Source organism: Clostridium beijerinckii, from assembly GCA_003129525.1.
Lineage (GTDB): Bacteria > Bacillota > Clostridia > Clostridiales > Clostridiaceae > Clostridium > Clostridium beijerinckii_D.
Window position 1 is genome coordinate 3,488,689 of the sequence record CP029329.1, and the last position, 18,407, is coordinate 3,507,095.

Sequence of the window (18,407 nt, forward strand, 5' to 3'; positions counted from 1 at the left end):
ATTATCAATTTTCAACACCCCATGATTAATCATTGAAAATTGAGCATTTAAAATTGATAATTAATCATCTAATTTATCTTCACAAATATTAATTACAAAATTTCCAATCATACGCTTGCCCTTTGGCGTATATATTGATTCCGGATGAAATTGAAGTCCAAATATATTGTATTGCTTATGCTTAATTGCCATAATATAGTTATTTTCAACAGTTGAAGCTATAACTTCCAAACAAGTAGGAAGTGAACTGTTTTCAACTATTAGTGAATGATATCTCATAACATCTAGCTTTCTTGGTATTCCTTCAAAGATATCTTTTCCTTTTACTTGAACCTTTGACGTTTTGCCATGAAAAATTTCATTTGCTCTAATTACGTTTCCCCCATATGCCGCTGCAATACTTTGATGACCAAGACATATTCCTAACATTGGAATTTTATCCCCTAGCTTTTTTATTATTTCTATTGAAATACCTGCATCTTCAGGAATTCCAGGTCCTGGTGAAATGACTATTCCTTTTGGATTTAATTCTTTTAATTCTTCTACTGTTATTTCATCATTTCTAAATACTTTAGTCTCTGCAAATTCACTTAGATATTGATATAAATTAAATGTAAATGAATCGTAATTATCTATTAAAGCTATCATCTTAGCACCTCCTTTAAAACCTTTAATTTATTTTGAACTTCTTCAAATTCTATTTCTGGTACCGAATCGTAGACAATTCCTGCTCCTGCTTGAAGGTAAGCAGTTTTATCTTTTAAAATTAGAGTCCTTATAGTAATTGCCATATCCATATCCCCACCATATGAAAAATATCCAACAGCTCCTGAATAAATTCCTCTTTTGCTGTTTTCAAGATCTTCTATGATTTCCATAGCTCTTATTTTAGGAGCACCAGATACAGTTCCAGCTGGAAGACAAGCTGCTAAGGCATCAAATCCGTCTTTATCATCTCTTATCTTACCAACAACTTTTGTTGTTATATGCATTACATGAGAAAACTTCTCGATTTTCATAAAATCACTAACATTAACTGTAGCAATCTTGCTTACCTTTCCTATATCATTTCTTCCAAGGTCCACAAGCATAACGTGTTCTGCAAGTTCTTTTTTATCCTCCATAAGTTCTTTTTCAAGAGCACTATCCATTTCAGGAGTTTCTCCTCTTTTCCTTGTACCAGCTATAGGATTTGTAATAGCTTTACCATCTTTGACTGAAACAAGACTTTCTGGAGATGATCCTATAACTTGATAATTATCATAATCTATTAAAAACATATAAGGTGAAGGATTTTCTTCTCTAAGTCTTCTATAAATTTCAAAATATGATTTTTGAGTTTCGCAAGTCATTCTTTGAGATAGTACAACTTGAAAAATATCACCAGCTAAAATATGTTCTTGTGCTTTTTTTACATTTTCCATAAATTCTTCTTTAGACGTGTGAAATTTAAAAGTAATATCTTTCTTATCCTCAGACTCTTCTATTAATGTCGGTTTATAAAGCAAACTGTTAATATATTCCTTTTGTGATGTTATTATTTCATCATATTCTCTTTCATCATTTTTCAAAATATTATCTACAACATAAACCTTATGAGTAAAATGATCATAACAGATATATCTATCATAAAAATTAAATCTTATTATGGGAAATTTTAATTCATCTTCATTTTTAAAACTAAGCTTTTTTTCATACAATTGTATAGAGTCATAACCCATATATCCAATTGCTCCACCTTTAAATGAGAAGGAATTAGTGCTTTTATCAAACTTAATTTTAGTTTCTTTCTTAAGTTCATTTATTTCTTCTTTCCCATCACCACATATTTCTTTATAAGGATTCTCTCCCATAAATGAATATCTTCCAAAGTAATTTTCTTTGCTTCCACTTTCAAAAACAAATCTTCTACTCCCCTTAAATCCACCAAAAATTTTTATTGGAGTAATTTCATCTCCTCTAAATTCGCTTATTAAAGAAAATACATTTTCAAAATTTTTCTTTTCATTAAAAATCTCTTTTGATATGTTAATCATAATTTTTTCCCCCTTCAGTGGTAAGTGATATGTGATAATCCAAATCTATGATTTGGTCATTAGAACTTAGCTGATGACGTTAGAAATCAGCCTCCTTAATTAATCTGGTTTCTAGAACTTAGTTAAGTCGCGCATACGACTTAACTTCCTTTAAAATATATTTTAGATATTTCAAAATTTTAATTCTATTTATGAATTTTATATTTGTTACTTTGAATTCATTTTATTACTTTAAGAATCAGATTTTTTTAAATAGAAAGAGCCACTCCACCCCAAATTTTGGGATGAAGTGACTCATTATGCCACCCAAATTTTAATATAAACTAAATGATATTTTGCATTTATAATCTTAGATTTCGATTAATATTTACTTTGGGCAATTTAAAATGATAAATATTTTTCTTAGAAAAACTTTATATATTCTAAAAGTAACTTACCCAAATACATATTATCTTAATCAAAAATCACAAAAATATAAACAAAAAAACATCTCATCCTAACAAGGACGAAATGTTATAATTTCGTTATACCACCTAATGTATATGCTTTATCAGATACTAATAATAAGATTATATATTAATTAAACTTTTATAGTATATATTTTCTATAAATACACATAAAACTAAATTTATAATTCTTATATTTTATATCCTGTCATTTTAACGGCTGACTCCCCGTACATTCCTACTCAAAACTTCAAAATGTCACCTCAAAGACCCATTCAATAATATCTACAGCATTCGAATCTCACCAATTTCGAACTCTCTTTACACTAAGCTTTATTATTTACTATTCTTATCATAGGCTTTAACTAAATCTTCTATGTGTAAAAATATAACATATTCCATTACTATTTACAACCCTTTTTTTAATTATTTTTAATGACATCAAACATGACTTCTAATTACTGTACTGTTATTGGTTTTAATCATTTGTTTGCTTTTATAATAAACTTTACTTCTATATTATAACTTGTAAACTGTTTTTGTATATATAACATCTTCTCATTCTTTCTCTAGTTTATATTCACAAAGAGCAACCTTAACGGTTACTCTTAAATATCTTTACTAAACTTGTACTGTTTATTCTATTGTTTTATTTTCTGTAGAGTTTACAACTTGAACAGTTTCTGTTGTAGTAGTTTTAACTTGGTCACTTATACCAGTTGTGCTTGTATCAACTACTATTCCTCCCATTGTTAGAAGCATTAAGACTGTATTAACTATTTCTGTATAATTTGATGGAATTATATTTAATCCTAGTTGTTGTGCTAACATTGCTATAGCACTAGCCATGGCAACCCAAAAAGCCTTGTTTTTTAATCTTGATTTTAAATCAATGTTTGGCACTTTCATATTCCACCTTTCTTTATTTTTATAATACATAATATGTAAGAGTAACCTGAATGGCTACTCTCTATTTTTACTAAGCTTGTATTGTTGTAGATAATGCAATCTGTATTCTTAATCATTCTGTAAATTTTTTTAAAATATGACATATTCAATTCCTTTTTATAAATGTATAAGTTATAATTATATGTATTTTAGGAAAACTTTTATTAATCATTTAATTACAATCTAATTTACATTAAACTATAATAATAGATACGATAATTAATAATAATGAAATAGAAAGTTGAGGAAGTTATATGAGTAAAAAAATAAATAAAAACAAGTTAAGCGGATTGCTTGCGTTAGGTGCAATAGCTGGTGCAGCTACTTTTGCGGCAGTAAAAGCAAAAAAAATCAAAGAAAATTCTTCAAAAGAAACAATTCCTCTTACCTCTACAAATAATGAAAACAGACAAGTATATTTCATCGGAGGTGGCTTAGCTTCTTTATCTGGAGCAGCTTACCTTGTAAGAGACTGCAATTTTAAAGGTGAAAACATTCATGTTATAGAAAGTATGAATACTCTTGGAGGAAGTAATGATGGTTCAGGTGATGTATCAAATGGGTTTGTATGTCGTGGTGGTAGAATGTTAAATGAAGAAACATATGAAAACTTTTGGGAACTATTTTCTAGTATACCCTCTCTAGATTTAAAAGATAAAAGCGTTAAAGAAGAAATTCTTAACTTTGACCATTTGCATCCAACTCATGCACAAGCACGTTTAGTTGATAAAGATGGTATTATTCAAGATGTGACTAGTATGGGATTTAATAATGCCGATCGTATGGCTCTTGGTAAATTAATGGTTACCCCAGAAGAAAATTTAGATGACAGAACTATTGAAAATTGGTTTAGTCATACTCCACATTTTTTTGAAACTAACTTTTGGTATATGTGGCAAACAACTTTTGCTTTTCAAAAGTGGTCTAGTTTATTTGAATTCAAGCGTTATATGGAACGTATGATTTTTGAATTTTCTCGTATTGAAACTTTAGAAGGCGTTACACGTACTCCTTACAATCAATATGAATCTGTTATTCTTCCATTAAAATCTTACTTAGATAAATTTGGTGTTGATTTTAGTATCAATGCAACAGTAACTGATTTAGATTTTAAACCAGGAGAAGAAATTACAGTGACAGCTATACATTTAACCGATGAGGAAGGTGAAAAAACTATCACCTTAAATCCAAATGATGTTTGTATTATGACAAATGCTTCCATGACTGATAGTGCAACTTTAGGTGATCTTAATACACCAGCTGAATATAATCCCAATAAACCAATTTCAGGCGAACTTTGGTCAAAAGTGGCTAAAAGAAAAATAGGTCTTGGTAATCCAGAACCATTCTTCAGTAATCCAGAACAAACCAACTGGGAAAGCTTTACTGTAACTTCCAAAGGTAATAAATTATTAAAGCTAATTGAAAATTTTTCTACTAATATTCCTGGTAGTGGTGCCTTGATGACATTTAAAGATTCTAACTGGTTAATAAGCATAGTTGTTGCAGCTCAGCCACATTTTAAAAATCAACCACTTGATACAACTGTTTTCTGGGGATATGGTTTATACACAAACAAAATTGGAGATTATGTAAAGAAACCAATGCGTGAGTGTACTGGATCTGAAATGCTGGTAGAGCTTCTGCATCATTTGCATATGGAAGATAAAATTGATACGATTATGGAAGATGTAATCAATGTTATTCCATGTATGATGCCTTATGTGGATGCACAATTTCAACCACGTAAGATGAGTGATCGACCACAAGTTGTGCCAAAAGGTTCAACAAACTTTGCAATGATTAGTCAATTTGTTGAAATCCCAGAAGACATGGTCTTTACTGAAGAATATTCTGTACGTGCAGCAAGAATTGCAGTATACACTTTGTTTAATGTAAAACATAAATCTATTATTCCAGTAACTCCATATAGAAAGAATCCTAAGGTTCTAAAAGATGCTTTAAAAAAGTCTTATAGATAAGGCGTATATTCCTTATTATTATAAGCCTGGTTAAATCTTCTACTATTATTGAATAGAAAAGCTAGAAAAGCAATCTACAGTGTTTTATAGGTATTCGTCCTAATGACGAATACCTATAAATTTAGTATAAACATAAGACTTATCATTGTTAGTATAACAAACCCTAGGGTTAATTGACTTCGAAATTATGTCCAGCATCTATCACATCTTAAATTTTCATAATAAAAATTTAATAAAAAGATGCAGCTAAGATAATAACTGCATCTTTATTTTTATTTAATTAGTCCATTTTTTATATACTCATTAATAGTTTCTTCTTCGCCTTTGAATATTTGTGTTAAATATAATATTGTTTCTTGTTCGTCTTCTGGAAAGTCTTTTATTGTTTCTATTAATTGTTTTATATTTATATCACTCATCAAATCACCGCCTTAAGATTATATTATAATTATATTTATTAAATTTAAAGCATTACTATTTTACAACTATTCTATACTTTTCTAATTTAATTACAATATTCTCAAATAAGTGAAATGTTAATATGATTATATTAACATAGTTTTATTTTTTATATAAAGCATATGAAAGAAAATGTATTTAGTTTCCTACTTTTCTTGTTAATATCCATAACTAAAGTATTCATCTTGAGTATATCTATATATAATACATATCTTCCCTATTATTATTCTTATAGTCATTAGCCAAGTCTTCTAATGTTATTGAATTGAAAAATGAGCTTATTTTATTATTTATAACATTCCATAGGTTTTCACTTATAAAATTTTCTATATCATTTTCATCTTTTTCTATGTCAATTAAAAGTAAATCTCCTTCTAAAACACTTAAAATGTCTCCAATTGTAAATTCTCTAGCACTTTTAGCCAAGAAATATCCCCCTTGAGCTCCTTTTTTAGCATTTATTATTCCACCTTTTCTAAGTGACGAAAATATTTGTTCCAAATATCTTTCTGATATTTCTTGTCTTTCTGAAATACTTTTTACTGTCACCATTTCATTTGATGAATATAAGCATATATCTATTAATGCCCTTAATCCATATCTACCTTTTGTTGAAATTTTCATAAAATCACCATATCTTTGCCTTTCTCTTTATTTTATCATATTAATTCATACTAAAAAATTAAATATTAGCATATGTTTTATATCAAATTTTTGGTATAAAACTCTTTATACCATAGAACAAATCTAATTATATATAGTTTCCCTATAATTTTAGTATATATTTAGTTTATTCTTTAAATTTAACATATTTTATTGTTTTGTAAAGGTATTTTATAAAATAAATTTTCTTATTAATTGACTTTTATAAATAATAACCTATATTATAGAGAATAGTGCTTATTTAAAAATAAAATGTTAGATTAAGATAGATACTAGAAGTAAAACTATTCTTATGCGTATATACAAACAGCGTAATACGATTAGTATTATGTACAAATATGTATTTAATTTCTGTATTTATATGTTTAAGTTCAATTTTTACTCTAGGTATCTACAAATCTTATTATGAAAGGTATGAATAATATGAATTTTAAACAATTAGGTCTTAGTGATGATTTAATAAATATATTAAAAAACACTGGAATTACTGCTCCTACCCCAATTCAAGAACAAAGTATATCTCTTATAAAGGATGGGAAAGATGTAATTGCAGAGGCTGCCACTGGAACTGGTAAAACTCTCGCTTTTTTACTACCTATTTTTGAGAATATAAATTCAGAGTCAAATGAAATTCAAGCTCTTATATTAACGCCAACTAGAGAACTTGCTATTCAAATAACTGATGAAGCTAATAAGCTTAAAGATGCTAAAGACATAAATATCTTAGCAACTTATGGAGGGCGTGACATTTCATCTCAACTAAAAAAATTGAATAATAATATTCATTTAATAATTGCAACTCCTGGTAGACTTTTAGACCATTTAGAAAGAGGAACAATTGATTTAAGTAAATTAAAAACTTTTGTTTTAGACGAAGCAGATCAAATGTTACTCATGGGCTTTAAAAATGAAGTTGAAGCAATTATGAAAGTAATGCCTAAAAAACACCAAATGCTTTGTTTCTCTGCAACAATGGATTCATCAGTAAAAAAATTAGCTTATAGATATATGAATGATCCAACTATTGTTTCTATAAAAAAAGAGGAAGTTACTTTAAGTGCTATTAAACAAGATGTGGTCGAAACTACTGATAGAAATAAAAGAGATGCTTTATGTAAAGTATTAGATGAAGATAATCCATTTATGGCTATTATATTCTGTAGAACTAAAAGAAGAGTTGATGAACTTGAAGTAATTTTACATACTCGTAAATACAATTGCGTAAAATTACATAGCGATATTCCACAAAATAAAAGAGAAAGAATAATGAAATCTTTTAGAAATGCAGATATTCAATATTTAATAGCTACAGATGTTGCCGCAAGAGGTTTAGATATAAGTGGTATAACTCATATTTACAACTATGATATACCAGAAGCTGTTGAAAGCTATATCCACCGTATAGGTAGAACTGGTAGAGCTGGGGAAAGTGGTTATACTTGTATGTTTGTAGATCCTAAGAACTTGAGAGATTTAGAACAAATTGAAAAAACTATTGGATTTAAAATTCCTAGAAGAGATATAATGATCTAATATTTCTTATTTTATTCAATTTTTCAAATCCCTTTTTGGAAAAGTAAGAGTCCAAATTGATGCCTAGATTTGGTATTATCCAAAAAAATCACACTCTATTTAAATATAGGGTGTGATAAATATTTTTTTACTAGAGTCCTTAACATTTTATTGGCATATAGAATCTTCATTACCTCCACTACCATTATCAATATTCTCAAAAAAAGAAATTCCAACATTGCTTGAAATAACTTCAATAAAAGTTTTTGCAATCTTAGGATCAAATTGTGTTCCACTGCACCTTCTAACTTCCTCTATGCCCTCTTCATAAGTCTTTCTATTATTATATGGTCTATTTGACGTCATTGCATCAAAGCTATCTACAACTGTTAGAATCCTTGCAAGATAAGGTATTCTCTCACCTTTTAGATTGTTAGGATATCCTTTTCCATCATATCTTTCATGATGGCTTATAATTAGTGGAATTATTTCTTGAAGTGATTTTACTGATTTTATTATCTCCACTCCATTAACAGGATGTTGCTTAAGCTCCTCCCATTCGTCATTTGTAAGTTGCATTTTTTTCATCAATATTTCCTTACCAATATTAATCTTACCAATATCATGCATATAAGCACCATAAATTAAAATTTGCTTATCTCTTTCACTTAAGTGAAGCTTATCCGCCATAATTCTACTATACATTACGACTCTTTCTACATGTCCATATGTATACCTGTCTTTTGCATTTATAACACTAATTAAAGTCTTTATTGATGTAACAAGTTCAACATCTTTTTCATCTATATTGCTTTTAATTTCATCTAAAATAGATGTATATGCCTCAACTCTATTTTTATTAAAAAACTTTGCCCTATATAATGCATCATCTGAACTTTTTATTAATTCAACATCATCTTTCGCCTTGTCTGGATAAACTGACACTCCCATTGAAGCAGTAACCTTACCTTTGGGTTGGCTTTCTTCTCCTTCGAAATATGTGGTTTCTATCTTTTTCCTTAAGCTTTCTGCTATATTTATTGCTTCTTCTTCATTAGTATCTGGCAATATTATTGCAAACTCTTCTCCTCCATACCTTGCAGCAATGTCTTCTTTTCTTATACTTGTCCTAATAACTTCACCTAATTTTCTAAGGACATAATCTCCTTTTTGATGACCATGAGTATCATTATATTGTTTAAAATAGTCTATATCTATAAAAATCATGGATACAGGTTTATTCTCCATATCTCCAATCTTAACTTTCTCAGTTAATGTGTCACAAAAATACCTATGATTATATAGCTCCGTAAGTCCGTCAATATTTATCATATCTTCTAACATCTTAATATGTTCTCCTTCTATCTTTACATAAAAACCCAAAGGCCATGCTGTTAAAATAAATATTCCTGCCAAAACCAAATCGTCTTGGAAATAAGTATTTACTGCTGCATTTTGTACCAGAGCAATATCCATAACTAAAATAATCAAAGATGAAATACCTGAAACTATTAATCCTTGCTTCATTCCAGATTGAATTGTTGTTGTTATTATTATAAATAAATACAAAAATTTATATTGACTTTGATTTGCTCCACATATAAATATAATTATTGTAAATACGATTATAAATATCGCTATTTCAATTTTATTTAATATATCCCCATATTTGTTTTTAATTTTATTTTTAGTTGAAAAAGTCCATCCAAAATAAATCAAAATTATTATCATTAATGGTATAAATAAATATGTAAATGTATAATAAATTTTAGTTAAATATATAAATGAACTATTATCTTTAAAGACATATTTACATAAATTTATACCCATAAGTAAAATTGAAAATAGTTTTACTACAGATACTATATCATTTATTTGTTTTTGTTTACCATTTTTTATGATTTTCATATTTTATCCCTCATAATAGTTATAACGAGACCAATTTATAGGTCTCGTTATAACTTATTCTTCTCTTAAACATTTTGGTTCTTCTGGTTGATAATGTCCCCAGTAACATGCTGAAGTTGCTAGTATTGAAGCAACAAGCGTTGCTATTGTTGCTACACTCATTAAAATTCTGTTTTTCATTGATTTCACCTCCTTTAAATTAACTAAATTAAAGTTTTAAAGTTAACCTAACTTTCCTAATATTAAATGCCCACTTTTAGTTAAAGAAAAAACCTGCCATAATAATCCCATGTATATACATAATGAATAAATCAATAAATTAAAATTTTTCATTAATAAATAGCATACAATATTAAATACTACAATAATTAAATAAACACTTAATATCATAAAGGAACTTTTTTTTAATCTTCGTCTCTTTTCAATACTTTTAATAGGTTTCGCTATACTATCAACAGGGGCTAACTTATATACAATATAATATGACCATATAAATATGATACCTCCAACAAATATAACAAAACTAAAACCAACATTTATATATTTTGATATTAATGCCATACCAACACTAGCAACAGTACCTATAACTGCACACCTCTCTGGAGAATGCGAATGAACTCCTCCAGAATTTTTCCTTAATATACTTATGGTAAATGATACTATAAGTGCTTCAATAGTTACATTAAAAATAAATCCAACTATTATAACTAATGCTATACAAATTCCCATTTGAATAAAAGCAAATATTCCATAATTTATTACAGATTTTTTATCATTATCAAAATTTAATTCTTGAGCAATGTAATCAGAAGTCTTTTCACATATATCTTCAATTTTAAGCATCTCTAAACATTCCTTTTTCTCAAATAATAAATTATAGTAATAATTGTAAAACATATCAACGATGGAAATCCATATAGTGTTTTTAACATTGGATCTAACATTATAGACTCTAGCCTATCCTTAAAAATAAGGCTTAATAGCAACATATTTAATCCTTCACAAATAAATAAAAGTATAGTTGTTATTAGAGAAGCTTTTATGGCTAAAATAATATCTGTTTTATTTATACTGCTCATAATAATCATCATTATAACTATATCTAGTATAGTATGTACTCCATAATTTATAGGCAGCATTCTTACACTATATACATATGTTCCAAATAGTAAACTCGAAATTATATATCTCTTTGCATTAAATTTTGTATTAGACAGTACTACCATTGCAAATATTAATACAAACGCTTCTGGAATTATTCTAGCTACAAATTCAAATACTGTTAATCTTAACATTTTCTTTTCTCCTTTGATTATTGATTTTCTTTATAGAATTGTAAATTATAACAAATACTAATACTCTCATAAATACATCTCCTATACTGAGGATAGTGTATCCTAAGTCAATAAAGTCGGTTAAAACTTTTACTTTTGTTTGTGTATCTCCTAATATATGAATATCATTTACCATTTTAACGTTTTCCAGTGGCACACGACCTATGAAATAAGATAAAGATTGGTAAACTGGCATAAAGCCTCCATTAGCTTTTATAGCAATATCGTTTAACGCCCCTCCTAGAATTACAAAAAGCGAACCTATTATTGCACTTATATATAACTCATATTTTAATACTAATAATAAATATGTAATTAAATAAATAGTTGTTAAACTTCCTATTACTTTAATAACTTCATAATTTCCAAAAAAAGTAGCAGCTTGTCCAATCAACGTGATTACTTCAAACCCAACTAAAGGATAAATAGTCCAGGACTTAAATAATTGTTTTATTTTATATCCCTTTATTTTTGCAAATAAAAATGCAAGTAATATTGTTTCTGGCATGTTTCCTCCTATATAAATTAACTATTATAACGAATTTATTATATTATCTTTAAACATTATAATACATATTTTCCTCATTTTCCACTTTTTTCAGTTTTTACTTGTATAAATTTAATAATTTAGAAACTATTATTGATAAAAATCTATCATTGTATATTGTTATTAATTTTATGTAAGTGTATAATACTATGTGCTAATTTGAAATTATTCACGATATCCACAGTATTTCTCTGTAATAGCATATAAACCTACCAGCTGAAGCTTGTAGGTTTATATTTATGTTTATACTTCATTGTCATAGATTTAATACTATTACAATACACTGCTTTTATACAAAAAATTATTATTATTAACTAATGCAAAATTTCATCATAGATAATCGTATTAATATTGAAGGGGGGTATTAAACCTTATGAATGAATTTTATGGTACCAAAAATTATATTCATTATATTATAGAAAAATATTCGGACATGCTATTAAGAATTTCATACTCTTATATGAAAAACTTAAGTGATGCTGAAGATATAACTCAAGATGTTTTTATTAAATTACTTGAGAAAAAGCCAAATTTTGAGAGTCCGGAGCATGAAAAAGCTTGGTTAATCAGAATTGTTATGAATTTAAGTAAAGATAAACTAAAATCAGCATATTTTAAAAAAACTGCACCTTTAGAAGGTGATTTTATTGATATGACAAACGATGATGATGAAATAATTCATGTCGTTCTGAACTTACCAATAAAATATAGAAGTATTGTTTTACTGTATTATTATGAAAATTACAGTATTTCAGAAATCTCAAATATTTTAAATATAAAAGAAACAACTATTGGTTCACAACTTAGTAGAGCAAGAAAATTGCTTAAATCTAAACTCAAGGAGGATTTTGAATATGAATAAAATTAAAAATTCCTTTTCAAAAATAAAAGCAAGTGATGAATTTAAGGACAGACTTGCAAAAGAATTACTTGATGGCCCCAAGGAGTTAAAAACAACTAAAAGAAACTTATATTTTAGGTCAAGCATTTCAGTTGCAACTTTATTAATATTAATTGGAATAATAAGTTTTAAATTAATTATAAATGCTTCTGAAAAAGGAAGCACTAATTTAGATGGTATGACTTATGCCTCAAATGAAGATTCACAAATAAATGATACGACTATTAAGGAAGAAACTCAAGAAAGCAATGATAATATATTAACAACTGAAGTTCAAGATATTCTTCCCTCTAAAAATCAAATAGCATCAGCATCAGAAAAGTCTTCAAATGATAATAATTTTACTAATAAAAAAAGTGTTCATGAAGATGTTGTTTCTAAGGTTACCGAAACTGTTACTCCTAACGTTTCCGACGCACTAGTAGCTTCAGCGAATGAAAAAGCTACTTTAAGCAATGATGTTTCAAATGATAATAAAAATATTAATTCAAATAATAATGTTTCTGATAACATTAGAACTTTTGCTTCAGATAATGCTGTTTCTGATAATATTAAAACTTTCACTTCAAATGTATCTGTTAATTCAGTATATATTCCAAAAGTTCAACTACCTAAATCAAATGCTTTGACAACTGCTAAAATGATGCCCTTAATCGTATATAAAGGAAACGTATATATTTACACACCTATAGAAATTCCTTCTGAAAATGCTAAGAATTTATTAGGAAGGAAGCTTGGTACTACAAAAAGCAATATAAATGAATGGAGCACACAATCAGATTATTCAAATGAGTTTGCTTCAAACATAGGTGTTACTGATGTATATGCTGTTCATGGTTATGATGAAGATTTTAGAATCATGACTAATATAACGACTGAAGATGGAAAAAATCATCCAGAATACTATGAATGTCTCAACGGACTTACAGTAAGAAATGGTTCAGATATTTTTGAAAAACTTAAACTCCAAGGTAATATAGCCCAAGCTAAATTTCAATCTTTCAGCGATTGGAATAATGGTACCGGAACTTTTTATACAATCAATGATCTTGGTTTATTAGATTCTTTACTTAATGAAATAAATATGGCTACTCCTTATTTACCTGAAGATATCGAAACTTCATTAGGTGATTATATAAATAACGATGAATGTAAACAAATATCTTTTGATTTAAAAGATGGTAGCAAAAATATTACATTGTCAATATTAAAAAGTGGATATGTATATTATGGATATCCAAGAATTTATTTTAAAATTGATGGTACTTTTACTGCAGAACTTTGGGACAAACTTGGTATTATGCACATCAATTAACTTTCTAGACTCTGTTTTTAAGTAGTCAGGACCACCAATAAAACTGGTGGCTTGCTCTGCGGCTGTAAGCCTAAAAAATATATAGAAGCGTTTTTCTAACTAAAACTGTCCATATATTTTTTAATTGTTTGGTTATTCCATATTTTAAATGAGGTCATGAAACTTAAGTTTTATAATAACTTATAGTTTGTATTACCAGTATTAGTTTAGTGGCAATACAAAGTTTTTGGTAAAACCATCGTTTTAGGATACTCATAGTTTTTTAACGGTATAACCAACCGCCCACCACCCGCTTAGCAGGTGGTTTTTTGAACGCTAAAGCATAAAATAAAAAGGGGCTGTTGCAAAACTAACATAGTTAGTTTTGTAGCAGCTCATTTTTTTTAAGAAATAAAAAAATGTGAATTCCGAAGAAATCACATTTATTGTATAATTAAGTTATGTACAAAATAAAGAAATCATACACTAAAGATTATAATGAATTTAATGATAATTTTCAACTTATATTACCATTAAATTTGGAAAATTTAATACCAGAAGATGATTCTGTTCGCTTGCTAAGCCACGTATTGGAGGGATTAGATTACAGAAAGTTGTATAAGGCGTACTCTTCCGTTGGAAGAAAACCGGCAGTGGAACCCAAAATCATGTTCAAAATAATATCGTATGCGTATTCTCAAAATGTTTATTCAAGTAGAAAAATAGAAAAAGCATGTAAAAGAGATATAAATTTTAGATGGCTGCTTCAAGGATGCAAAGCCCCTGATCATGCTACAATTAGTAGATTTCGAAAAGATTATCTTTCAAATGAAGTAATTGAAGAATTATTTTATCAGCAAGTTAATTATTTAGCTGATCAAAATGAAGTATTATTTGAAAATGTATTTATTGATGGTACTAAAATCGAGGCGAATGCCAATCGATATACTTTTGTTTGGAAGAAAGCCATTTACAAAAATGAAGAGAAAATGTTTAATAAAATTCTTACTCTTGTTGAAAATGTCAATCTTGAAGAATTGAAAGAATTTAGTATTCAAAAAGAAACATTGATAAATGATCTCGATAAAATTCTCGAATGGCTTTTATATGAAAAAGAGAAGAGAAACATAGAATTTGTTCATGGAATTGGTAAGAGAAAAACTACAATTCAGAAATGGATAGAGCAACTATTTGAATATAAAGAGAGACAAGAAAAATATAATTTCAGTAAAACCATATTCTCAAATAGAAATAGTTATTCTAAAACTGATCCAGACGCAACTTTCATGCATATGAAAGATGATCATATGAGAAATGGTCAATTAAAGCCAGCATATAATGTACAAATTGCAGTTGAAAGCGAATACGTGACCGGTGTCGGAATATTTGATGATAGAAATGACATAGCAACACTAATACCTATGCTTAATAATATGCAAGAAAAAATTGGTCGTAAATATCTTAATGTGATTTCAGATTCGGGTTATGAAAGCGAAGAAAATTATTTATTTTTAGAATACAATAATCAGACCCCATACATAAAGCCGCAAACTTATGAAAAGTGGAAAAAAAGAAGTTTCAAAAATGATATAAGTAAGCGAGAAAATATGCAATATGATGCTGAATCAGATTTTTATGTTTGCAATAATGGTAGAAAGTTGATTCCGACCTCTATTATTCATAGAAAATCCGCCAGTGGATACAAATCAGAAGTTACTGTTTATGAGTGTGAAAGCTGTGATAATTGTGTTCATAAAGAAAAATGTACAAAAGCAAAAGGAAATAGAAAGATGCAGGTTTCGAAAACTTTTGTAGAAAAGCGTGAAATATCTTATAGAAATATTACAACTGAAATTGGAGCTAAATTAAGAATGAACAGATCTATTCAGGTCGAAGGAGCATTTGGAGTTCTAAAAAGTGACTATGAATTCAATAGATTTTTAACACGTGGAAAAAATAGTGTAAAAACTGAATTTATTTTGCTTTGTTTTGGTTATAACATTAACAAATTGCATTCAAAAATCCAAAACGGAAGAACTCAAAAACATCTTCATGAATTAAAACAATCTGCCTAATTATGGAATAATTTAAGTAGGCTTATTAAAGTGCGCTTAAAACATAAAAATCTCTCAATAATTATTATTCAATTTTAATTATTAAGAGATTTTTTAATTTAAAACGAAAAGAAGTGTCGCTTCTGATTAAAAATTAATCATTTTGCGACACGCCCTTTCTTTTGCTGGTTTTTTAAACCAAACAGTCTAAATATCCCTTAACTATTTTTGTTCTCAACTGGCTTTTCTTTTATCTCATCTTCTTTAGACTTTACCTTATAGTCAGTTTTTTCTTCGCTCATTTTCTTATATATATCTTCTTTCATCTTTTTAGCAAAGTCACTTTCCTCAGTATTGATTTTGAAATCAGCACCTAACTTTTCAGATAATAGAACTGCAAGTAAACTTTCTACTGCATTTACATTACCATTATTTTCAGAACCACCCATAGTAACTACATTATTAGGTACTATATTGATTTTTCCTTCTTTAATTGCATCTGTAAATTTACTCATTACATCTTGAATTACTTGATATTGTGGTCCACCATAAGCATTAACTTGTTCTTTAGTTGCAATAGCTTGTGCAATACCAAGTCTTGCCTTCATTTCTGCTTGAGCTTCTCCGAGTCTCTTAACCTTATAAGATTCTGCATCTGCAAGAGTTTTTTGTCTTTCAGCATCTTGTTTAGCTTTTTGAAGTTCAGCTTTACCAACATTATCTTGAATTTTAATATTGATTTCTGATTTAGTAAGTTCTGCTTGTTGCTCTGATTTAGCTTGGAAATCTTTTAGTTCCTTCTCTTTTTCACTTGCCTTCATTTGACTATTATAAGTTTCAATCTTTTCTTTAGCTAATTGTCTATCACTTAATTGCTTTAAGATTTCTTCAATTTTCTTATCTCCATTTGGTGAAGGTGTTCCAATTAACACTTCTTCAAGCTCTAAGTTATAATTCTGAAATTTTGTCTTCATCTCTTCTGTTGCTTGTTTTTGAATTTCAGAACGCTTTTGTATAAGCTCTATTAAAGTCATTTTTTGACCTACATTCTTAAAGTATGAAGAAACCATTGGGTCAAGAGTTTGATCAACTAACCTCTTTATATCTCCAAATCTTTGAATAACAAGCGGTGCCTTTTTGTAATCAATATGGACAACAACTGAAAGTGGTAATGTTGGTTCAAAAGCATCCATAGTTATTAATGTTACTTCTTTCAAGTTTTCATCAAATTTATGTCCACCAACCTCATCTTGAACCCATTTCAATATAAAATTAGTTGTAGGAACTTGAGTTAAGATTCCAGCTGAAAGGTTATATGAATACTTACCTGGTTTTAAAGGATTTGCCCATATACCCTTACATCCCTCTTCCACAAGTTCTCCATGAGTATAAGTACTCTCAGTTACATCAATACCCTTTTTACCAACAAATGAATTTACTACACCTGCAAAACCAACAGGAATTATTGTTTTTGGAATTATATCTATGCTTGCAAACAAACGATTTATAAAATAAGTACCGTCACTAATTACTTGATACTGCTTTCCTCTATATCCGCCAGCTTTTAAGAAAGCCTCTGTATTTTGGAAGTTGTTATGATAAGTTTCTTCATCTGAAGGATCTTGTCCAACAACTGGAGCTATTATTTCTCCATTTGGTAAGGAAGGTCCATCCTGTATTGTTACTATTCCCATAGGATCCTTAATATTTTCTCCTAACGCATTTTTAGTACCTTCTCTAATTACTACTGGTCTAAAACCATTTTGTGTTCTTAAATCGTTAGACATTCTTTTAATTTGTTCAGCTTCTAACTTATTTCCAATGTTTATATAATAATCTGTAGCTTCTGTGAAAATAATAAAAGCACTAAGATTAAAAGCATACGTTCCTTCTCTAAGAATAGATCTTTGTGGACCCTTTTGTCCTCCATTAGCTAAAAAAGCTCTAGTATCTTGAAAATTAGCACATTCTACAACTCTGCCTAAAGTTTGGGTCTCATTTAAAGGCTCACCATCTCTAGAAAATACATAGCCTATTTGTCCTTGGGGTATAGTAACTAATTGACACTTTTCAATTCTATATACTAAACATGATTTAAAGTGTATACCAGTTCTCAAAACATCTGGTTGAAATCCTGCTTCTCCATTAAGAGCAATGAATTTTCCATCTTTCAAGTTTCCTTTTGGAGACCACCACTTCTCAGCAACCCCCACTTCACTTGTACCAATTATCCTAAGTCCGAGTATCTTAAATATTAACAAATATAAAACTATTAAACCAATTATAACTAGCACAACTGGTATGGCAAATTGTTTAATTTCTT

General features: G+C 28.3%; 15 protein-coding genes. 5 read left to right on the forward strand and 10 right to left on the reverse strand.

Translation table 11 applies throughout. The features are described from left to right. Nucleotides 1-60 precede the first annotated feature (60 nt). The 3 genes from DIC82_15645 to DIC82_15655 form a co-directional block, all read right to left on the reverse strand. On the reverse strand, nt 61-648 hold the full coding sequence (locus DIC82_15645; GenBank protein AWK52342.1) for an aminodeoxychorismate/anthranilate synthase component II: 588 nt from the start codon (nt 646-648) through the stop codon (nt 61-63). Beyond that, nucleotides 645-2,036, reverse strand: coding sequence for an anthranilate synthase component I (gene trpE, locus DIC82_15650; protein ID AWK52343.1), 1,392 nt, complete (start codon nt 2,034-2,036; stop codon nt 645-647). The genes DIC82_15645 and trpE overlap by 4 nt, the downstream gene beginning before the upstream one ends. Before the next feature lie 1,082 nt (nt 2,037-3,118). Continuing rightward, nucleotides 3,119-3,385 carry a holin gene (locus DIC82_15655; protein ID AWK53108.1) on the reverse strand — a complete coding sequence of 89 codons (267 nt, stop codon included), beginning with the start codon at nt 3,383-3,385 and terminating at the stop codon, nt 3,119-3,121. A 299-nt stretch (nt 3,386-3,684) separates the two neighbouring features. On the opposite strand from DIC82_15655, the gene DIC82_15660 reads away from it, so the two are divergent. Beyond that, a complete protein-coding gene (locus DIC82_15660; protein AWK52344.1) occupies nt 3,685-5,412 on the forward strand; it encodes an oleate hydratase in 1,728 nt (575 codons plus the stop codon). 654 nt (nt 5,413-6,066) lie between these two features. On the opposite strand, the gene DIC82_15665 is transcribed toward DIC82_15660, so the two are convergent. Then, on the reverse strand, nt 6,067-6,495 hold the full coding sequence (locus DIC82_15665) for an Rrf2 family transcriptional regulator (protein ID AWK52345.1): 429 nt from the start codon (nt 6,493-6,495) through the stop codon (nt 6,067-6,069). Between the two features lie 462 nt (nt 6,496-6,957). On the opposite strand from DIC82_15665, the gene DIC82_15670 reads away from it, so the two are divergent. Beyond that, complete coding sequence (locus DIC82_15670) at nt 6,958-8,067, forward strand: ATP-dependent helicase (protein ID AWK52346.1); 1,110 nt, start codon at nt 6,958-6,960, stop codon at nt 8,065-8,067. Between the two features lie 147 nt (nt 8,068-8,214). On the opposite strand, the gene DIC82_15675 is transcribed toward DIC82_15670, so the two are convergent. The 5 genes from DIC82_15675 to DIC82_15695 are packed head-to-tail and all read right to left on the reverse strand — an operon-like array spanning nt 8,215 to nt 11,796. After that, nucleotides 8,215-9,954, reverse strand: a complete 1,740-nt coding sequence (locus DIC82_15675) for a diguanylate cyclase (GenBank protein AWK52347.1) — start codon at nt 9,952-9,954, stop codon at nt 8,215-8,217. Between the two features lie 54 nt (nt 9,955-10,008). Next, complete coding sequence (locus DIC82_15680) at nt 10,009-10,134, reverse strand: cyclic lactone autoinducer peptide (protein ID AWK52348.1); 126 nt, start codon at nt 10,132-10,134, stop codon at nt 10,009-10,011. Between the two features lie 42 nt (nt 10,135-10,176). Next, nucleotides 10,177-10,797, reverse strand: a complete 621-nt coding sequence (locus DIC82_15685; GenBank protein ID AWK52349.1) for an accessory regulator AgrB — start codon at nt 10,795-10,797, stop codon at nt 10,177-10,179. A 2-nt stretch (nt 10,798-10,799) separates the two neighbouring features. Continuing rightward, a complete protein-coding gene (locus tag DIC82_15690) occupies nt 10,800-11,249 on the reverse strand; it encodes a hypothetical protein (GenBank protein AWK52350.1) in 450 nt (149 codons plus the stop codon). Continuing rightward, nucleotides 11,227-11,796 carry a hypothetical protein gene (locus DIC82_15695; GenBank protein AWK52351.1) on the reverse strand — a complete coding sequence of 190 codons (570 nt, stop codon included), beginning with the start codon at nt 11,794-11,796 and terminating at the stop codon, nt 11,227-11,229. The genes DIC82_15690 and DIC82_15695 overlap by 23 nt, the downstream gene beginning before the upstream one ends. A 412-nt stretch (nt 11,797-12,208) precedes the next feature. Here DIC82_15695 and DIC82_15700 point away from each other — a divergent pair, with 412 nt between their 5' ends. From DIC82_15700 to DIC82_15710, 3 genes are all read left to right on the forward strand, one after another. Then, entirely contained in the window at nt 12,209-12,697 is a 489-nt protein-coding gene (locus tag DIC82_15700) for an RNA polymerase subunit sigma-24 (GenBank protein ID AWK52352.1), read from the forward strand. Between the two features lie 1,174 nt (nt 12,698-13,871). Further along, the gene (locus DIC82_15705; protein ID AWK53109.1) at nt 13,872-14,051 is read left to right on the forward strand and encodes a hypothetical protein; all 180 of its coding nucleotides are present in this window, start codon (nt 13,872-13,874) and stop codon (nt 14,049-14,051) included. 440 nt (nt 14,052-14,491) lie between these two features. Next, the gene (locus DIC82_15710) at nt 14,492-16,105 is read left to right on the forward strand and encodes an IS1182 family transposase (protein ID AWK52353.1); all 1,614 of its coding nucleotides are present in this window, start codon (nt 14,492-14,494) and stop codon (nt 16,103-16,105) included. A gap of 197 nt (nt 16,106-16,302) precedes the next feature. Here the strand turns inward: DIC82_15710 and DIC82_15715 are convergent, their stop codons facing one another. Continuing rightward, nucleotides 16,303-18,387: a band 7 protein gene (locus DIC82_15715; GenBank protein ID AWK53110.1), complete on the reverse strand. Its 2,085-nt coding sequence runs from the start codon at nt 18,385-18,387 to the stop codon at nt 16,303-16,305. Nucleotides 18,388-18,407: the final 20 nt, after the last annotated feature.

Excerpts from the sequence above, each read along its gene's own strand:
- DIC82_15680 (AWK52348.1), bottom strand. The coding sequence starts at position 10,134 with ATGAAAAACAGAATTTTAATGAGTGTAGCAACAATAGCAACGCTTGTT.
- DIC82_15690 (AWK52350.1), bottom strand. The coding sequence starts at position 11,249 with ATGTTAAGATTAACAGTATTTGAATTTGTAGCTAGAATAATTCCAGAA.
- DIC82_15670 (AWK52346.1), top strand. The coding sequence starts at position 6,958 with ATGAATTTTAAACAATTAGGTCTTAGTGATGATTTAATAAATATATTA.
- DIC82_15660 (AWK52344.1), top strand. The coding sequence starts at position 3,685 with ATGAGTAAAAAAATAAATAAAAACAAGTTAAGCGGATTGCTTGCGTTA.
- DIC82_15665 (AWK52345.1), bottom strand. The coding sequence starts at position 6,495 with ATGAAAATTTCAACAAAAGGTAGATATGGATTAAGGGCATTAATAGAT.
- DIC82_15710 (AWK52353.1), top strand. The coding sequence starts at position 14,492 with ATGTACAAAATAAAGAAATCATACACTAAAGATTATAATGAATTTAAT.
- DIC82_15675 (AWK52347.1), bottom strand. The coding sequence starts at position 9,954 with ATGAAAATCATAAAAAATGGTAAACAAAAACAAATAAATGATATAGTA.
- trpE (AWK52343.1), bottom strand. The coding sequence starts at position 2,036 with ATGATTAACATATCAAAAGAGATTTTTAATGAAAAGAAAAATTTTGAA.
- DIC82_15700 (AWK52352.1), top strand. The coding sequence starts at position 12,209 with ATGAATGAATTTTATGGTACCAAAAATTATATTCATTATATTATAGAA.
- DIC82_15685 (AWK52349.1), bottom strand. The coding sequence starts at position 10,797 with ATGCTTAAAATTGAAGATATATGTGAAAAGACTTCTGATTACATTGCT.
- DIC82_15645 (AWK52342.1), bottom strand. The coding sequence starts at position 648 with ATGATAGCTTTAATAGATAATTACGATTCATTTACATTTAATTTATAT.
- DIC82_15695 (AWK52351.1), bottom strand. The coding sequence starts at position 11,796 with ATGCCAGAAACAATATTACTTGCATTTTTATTTGCAAAAATAAAGGGA.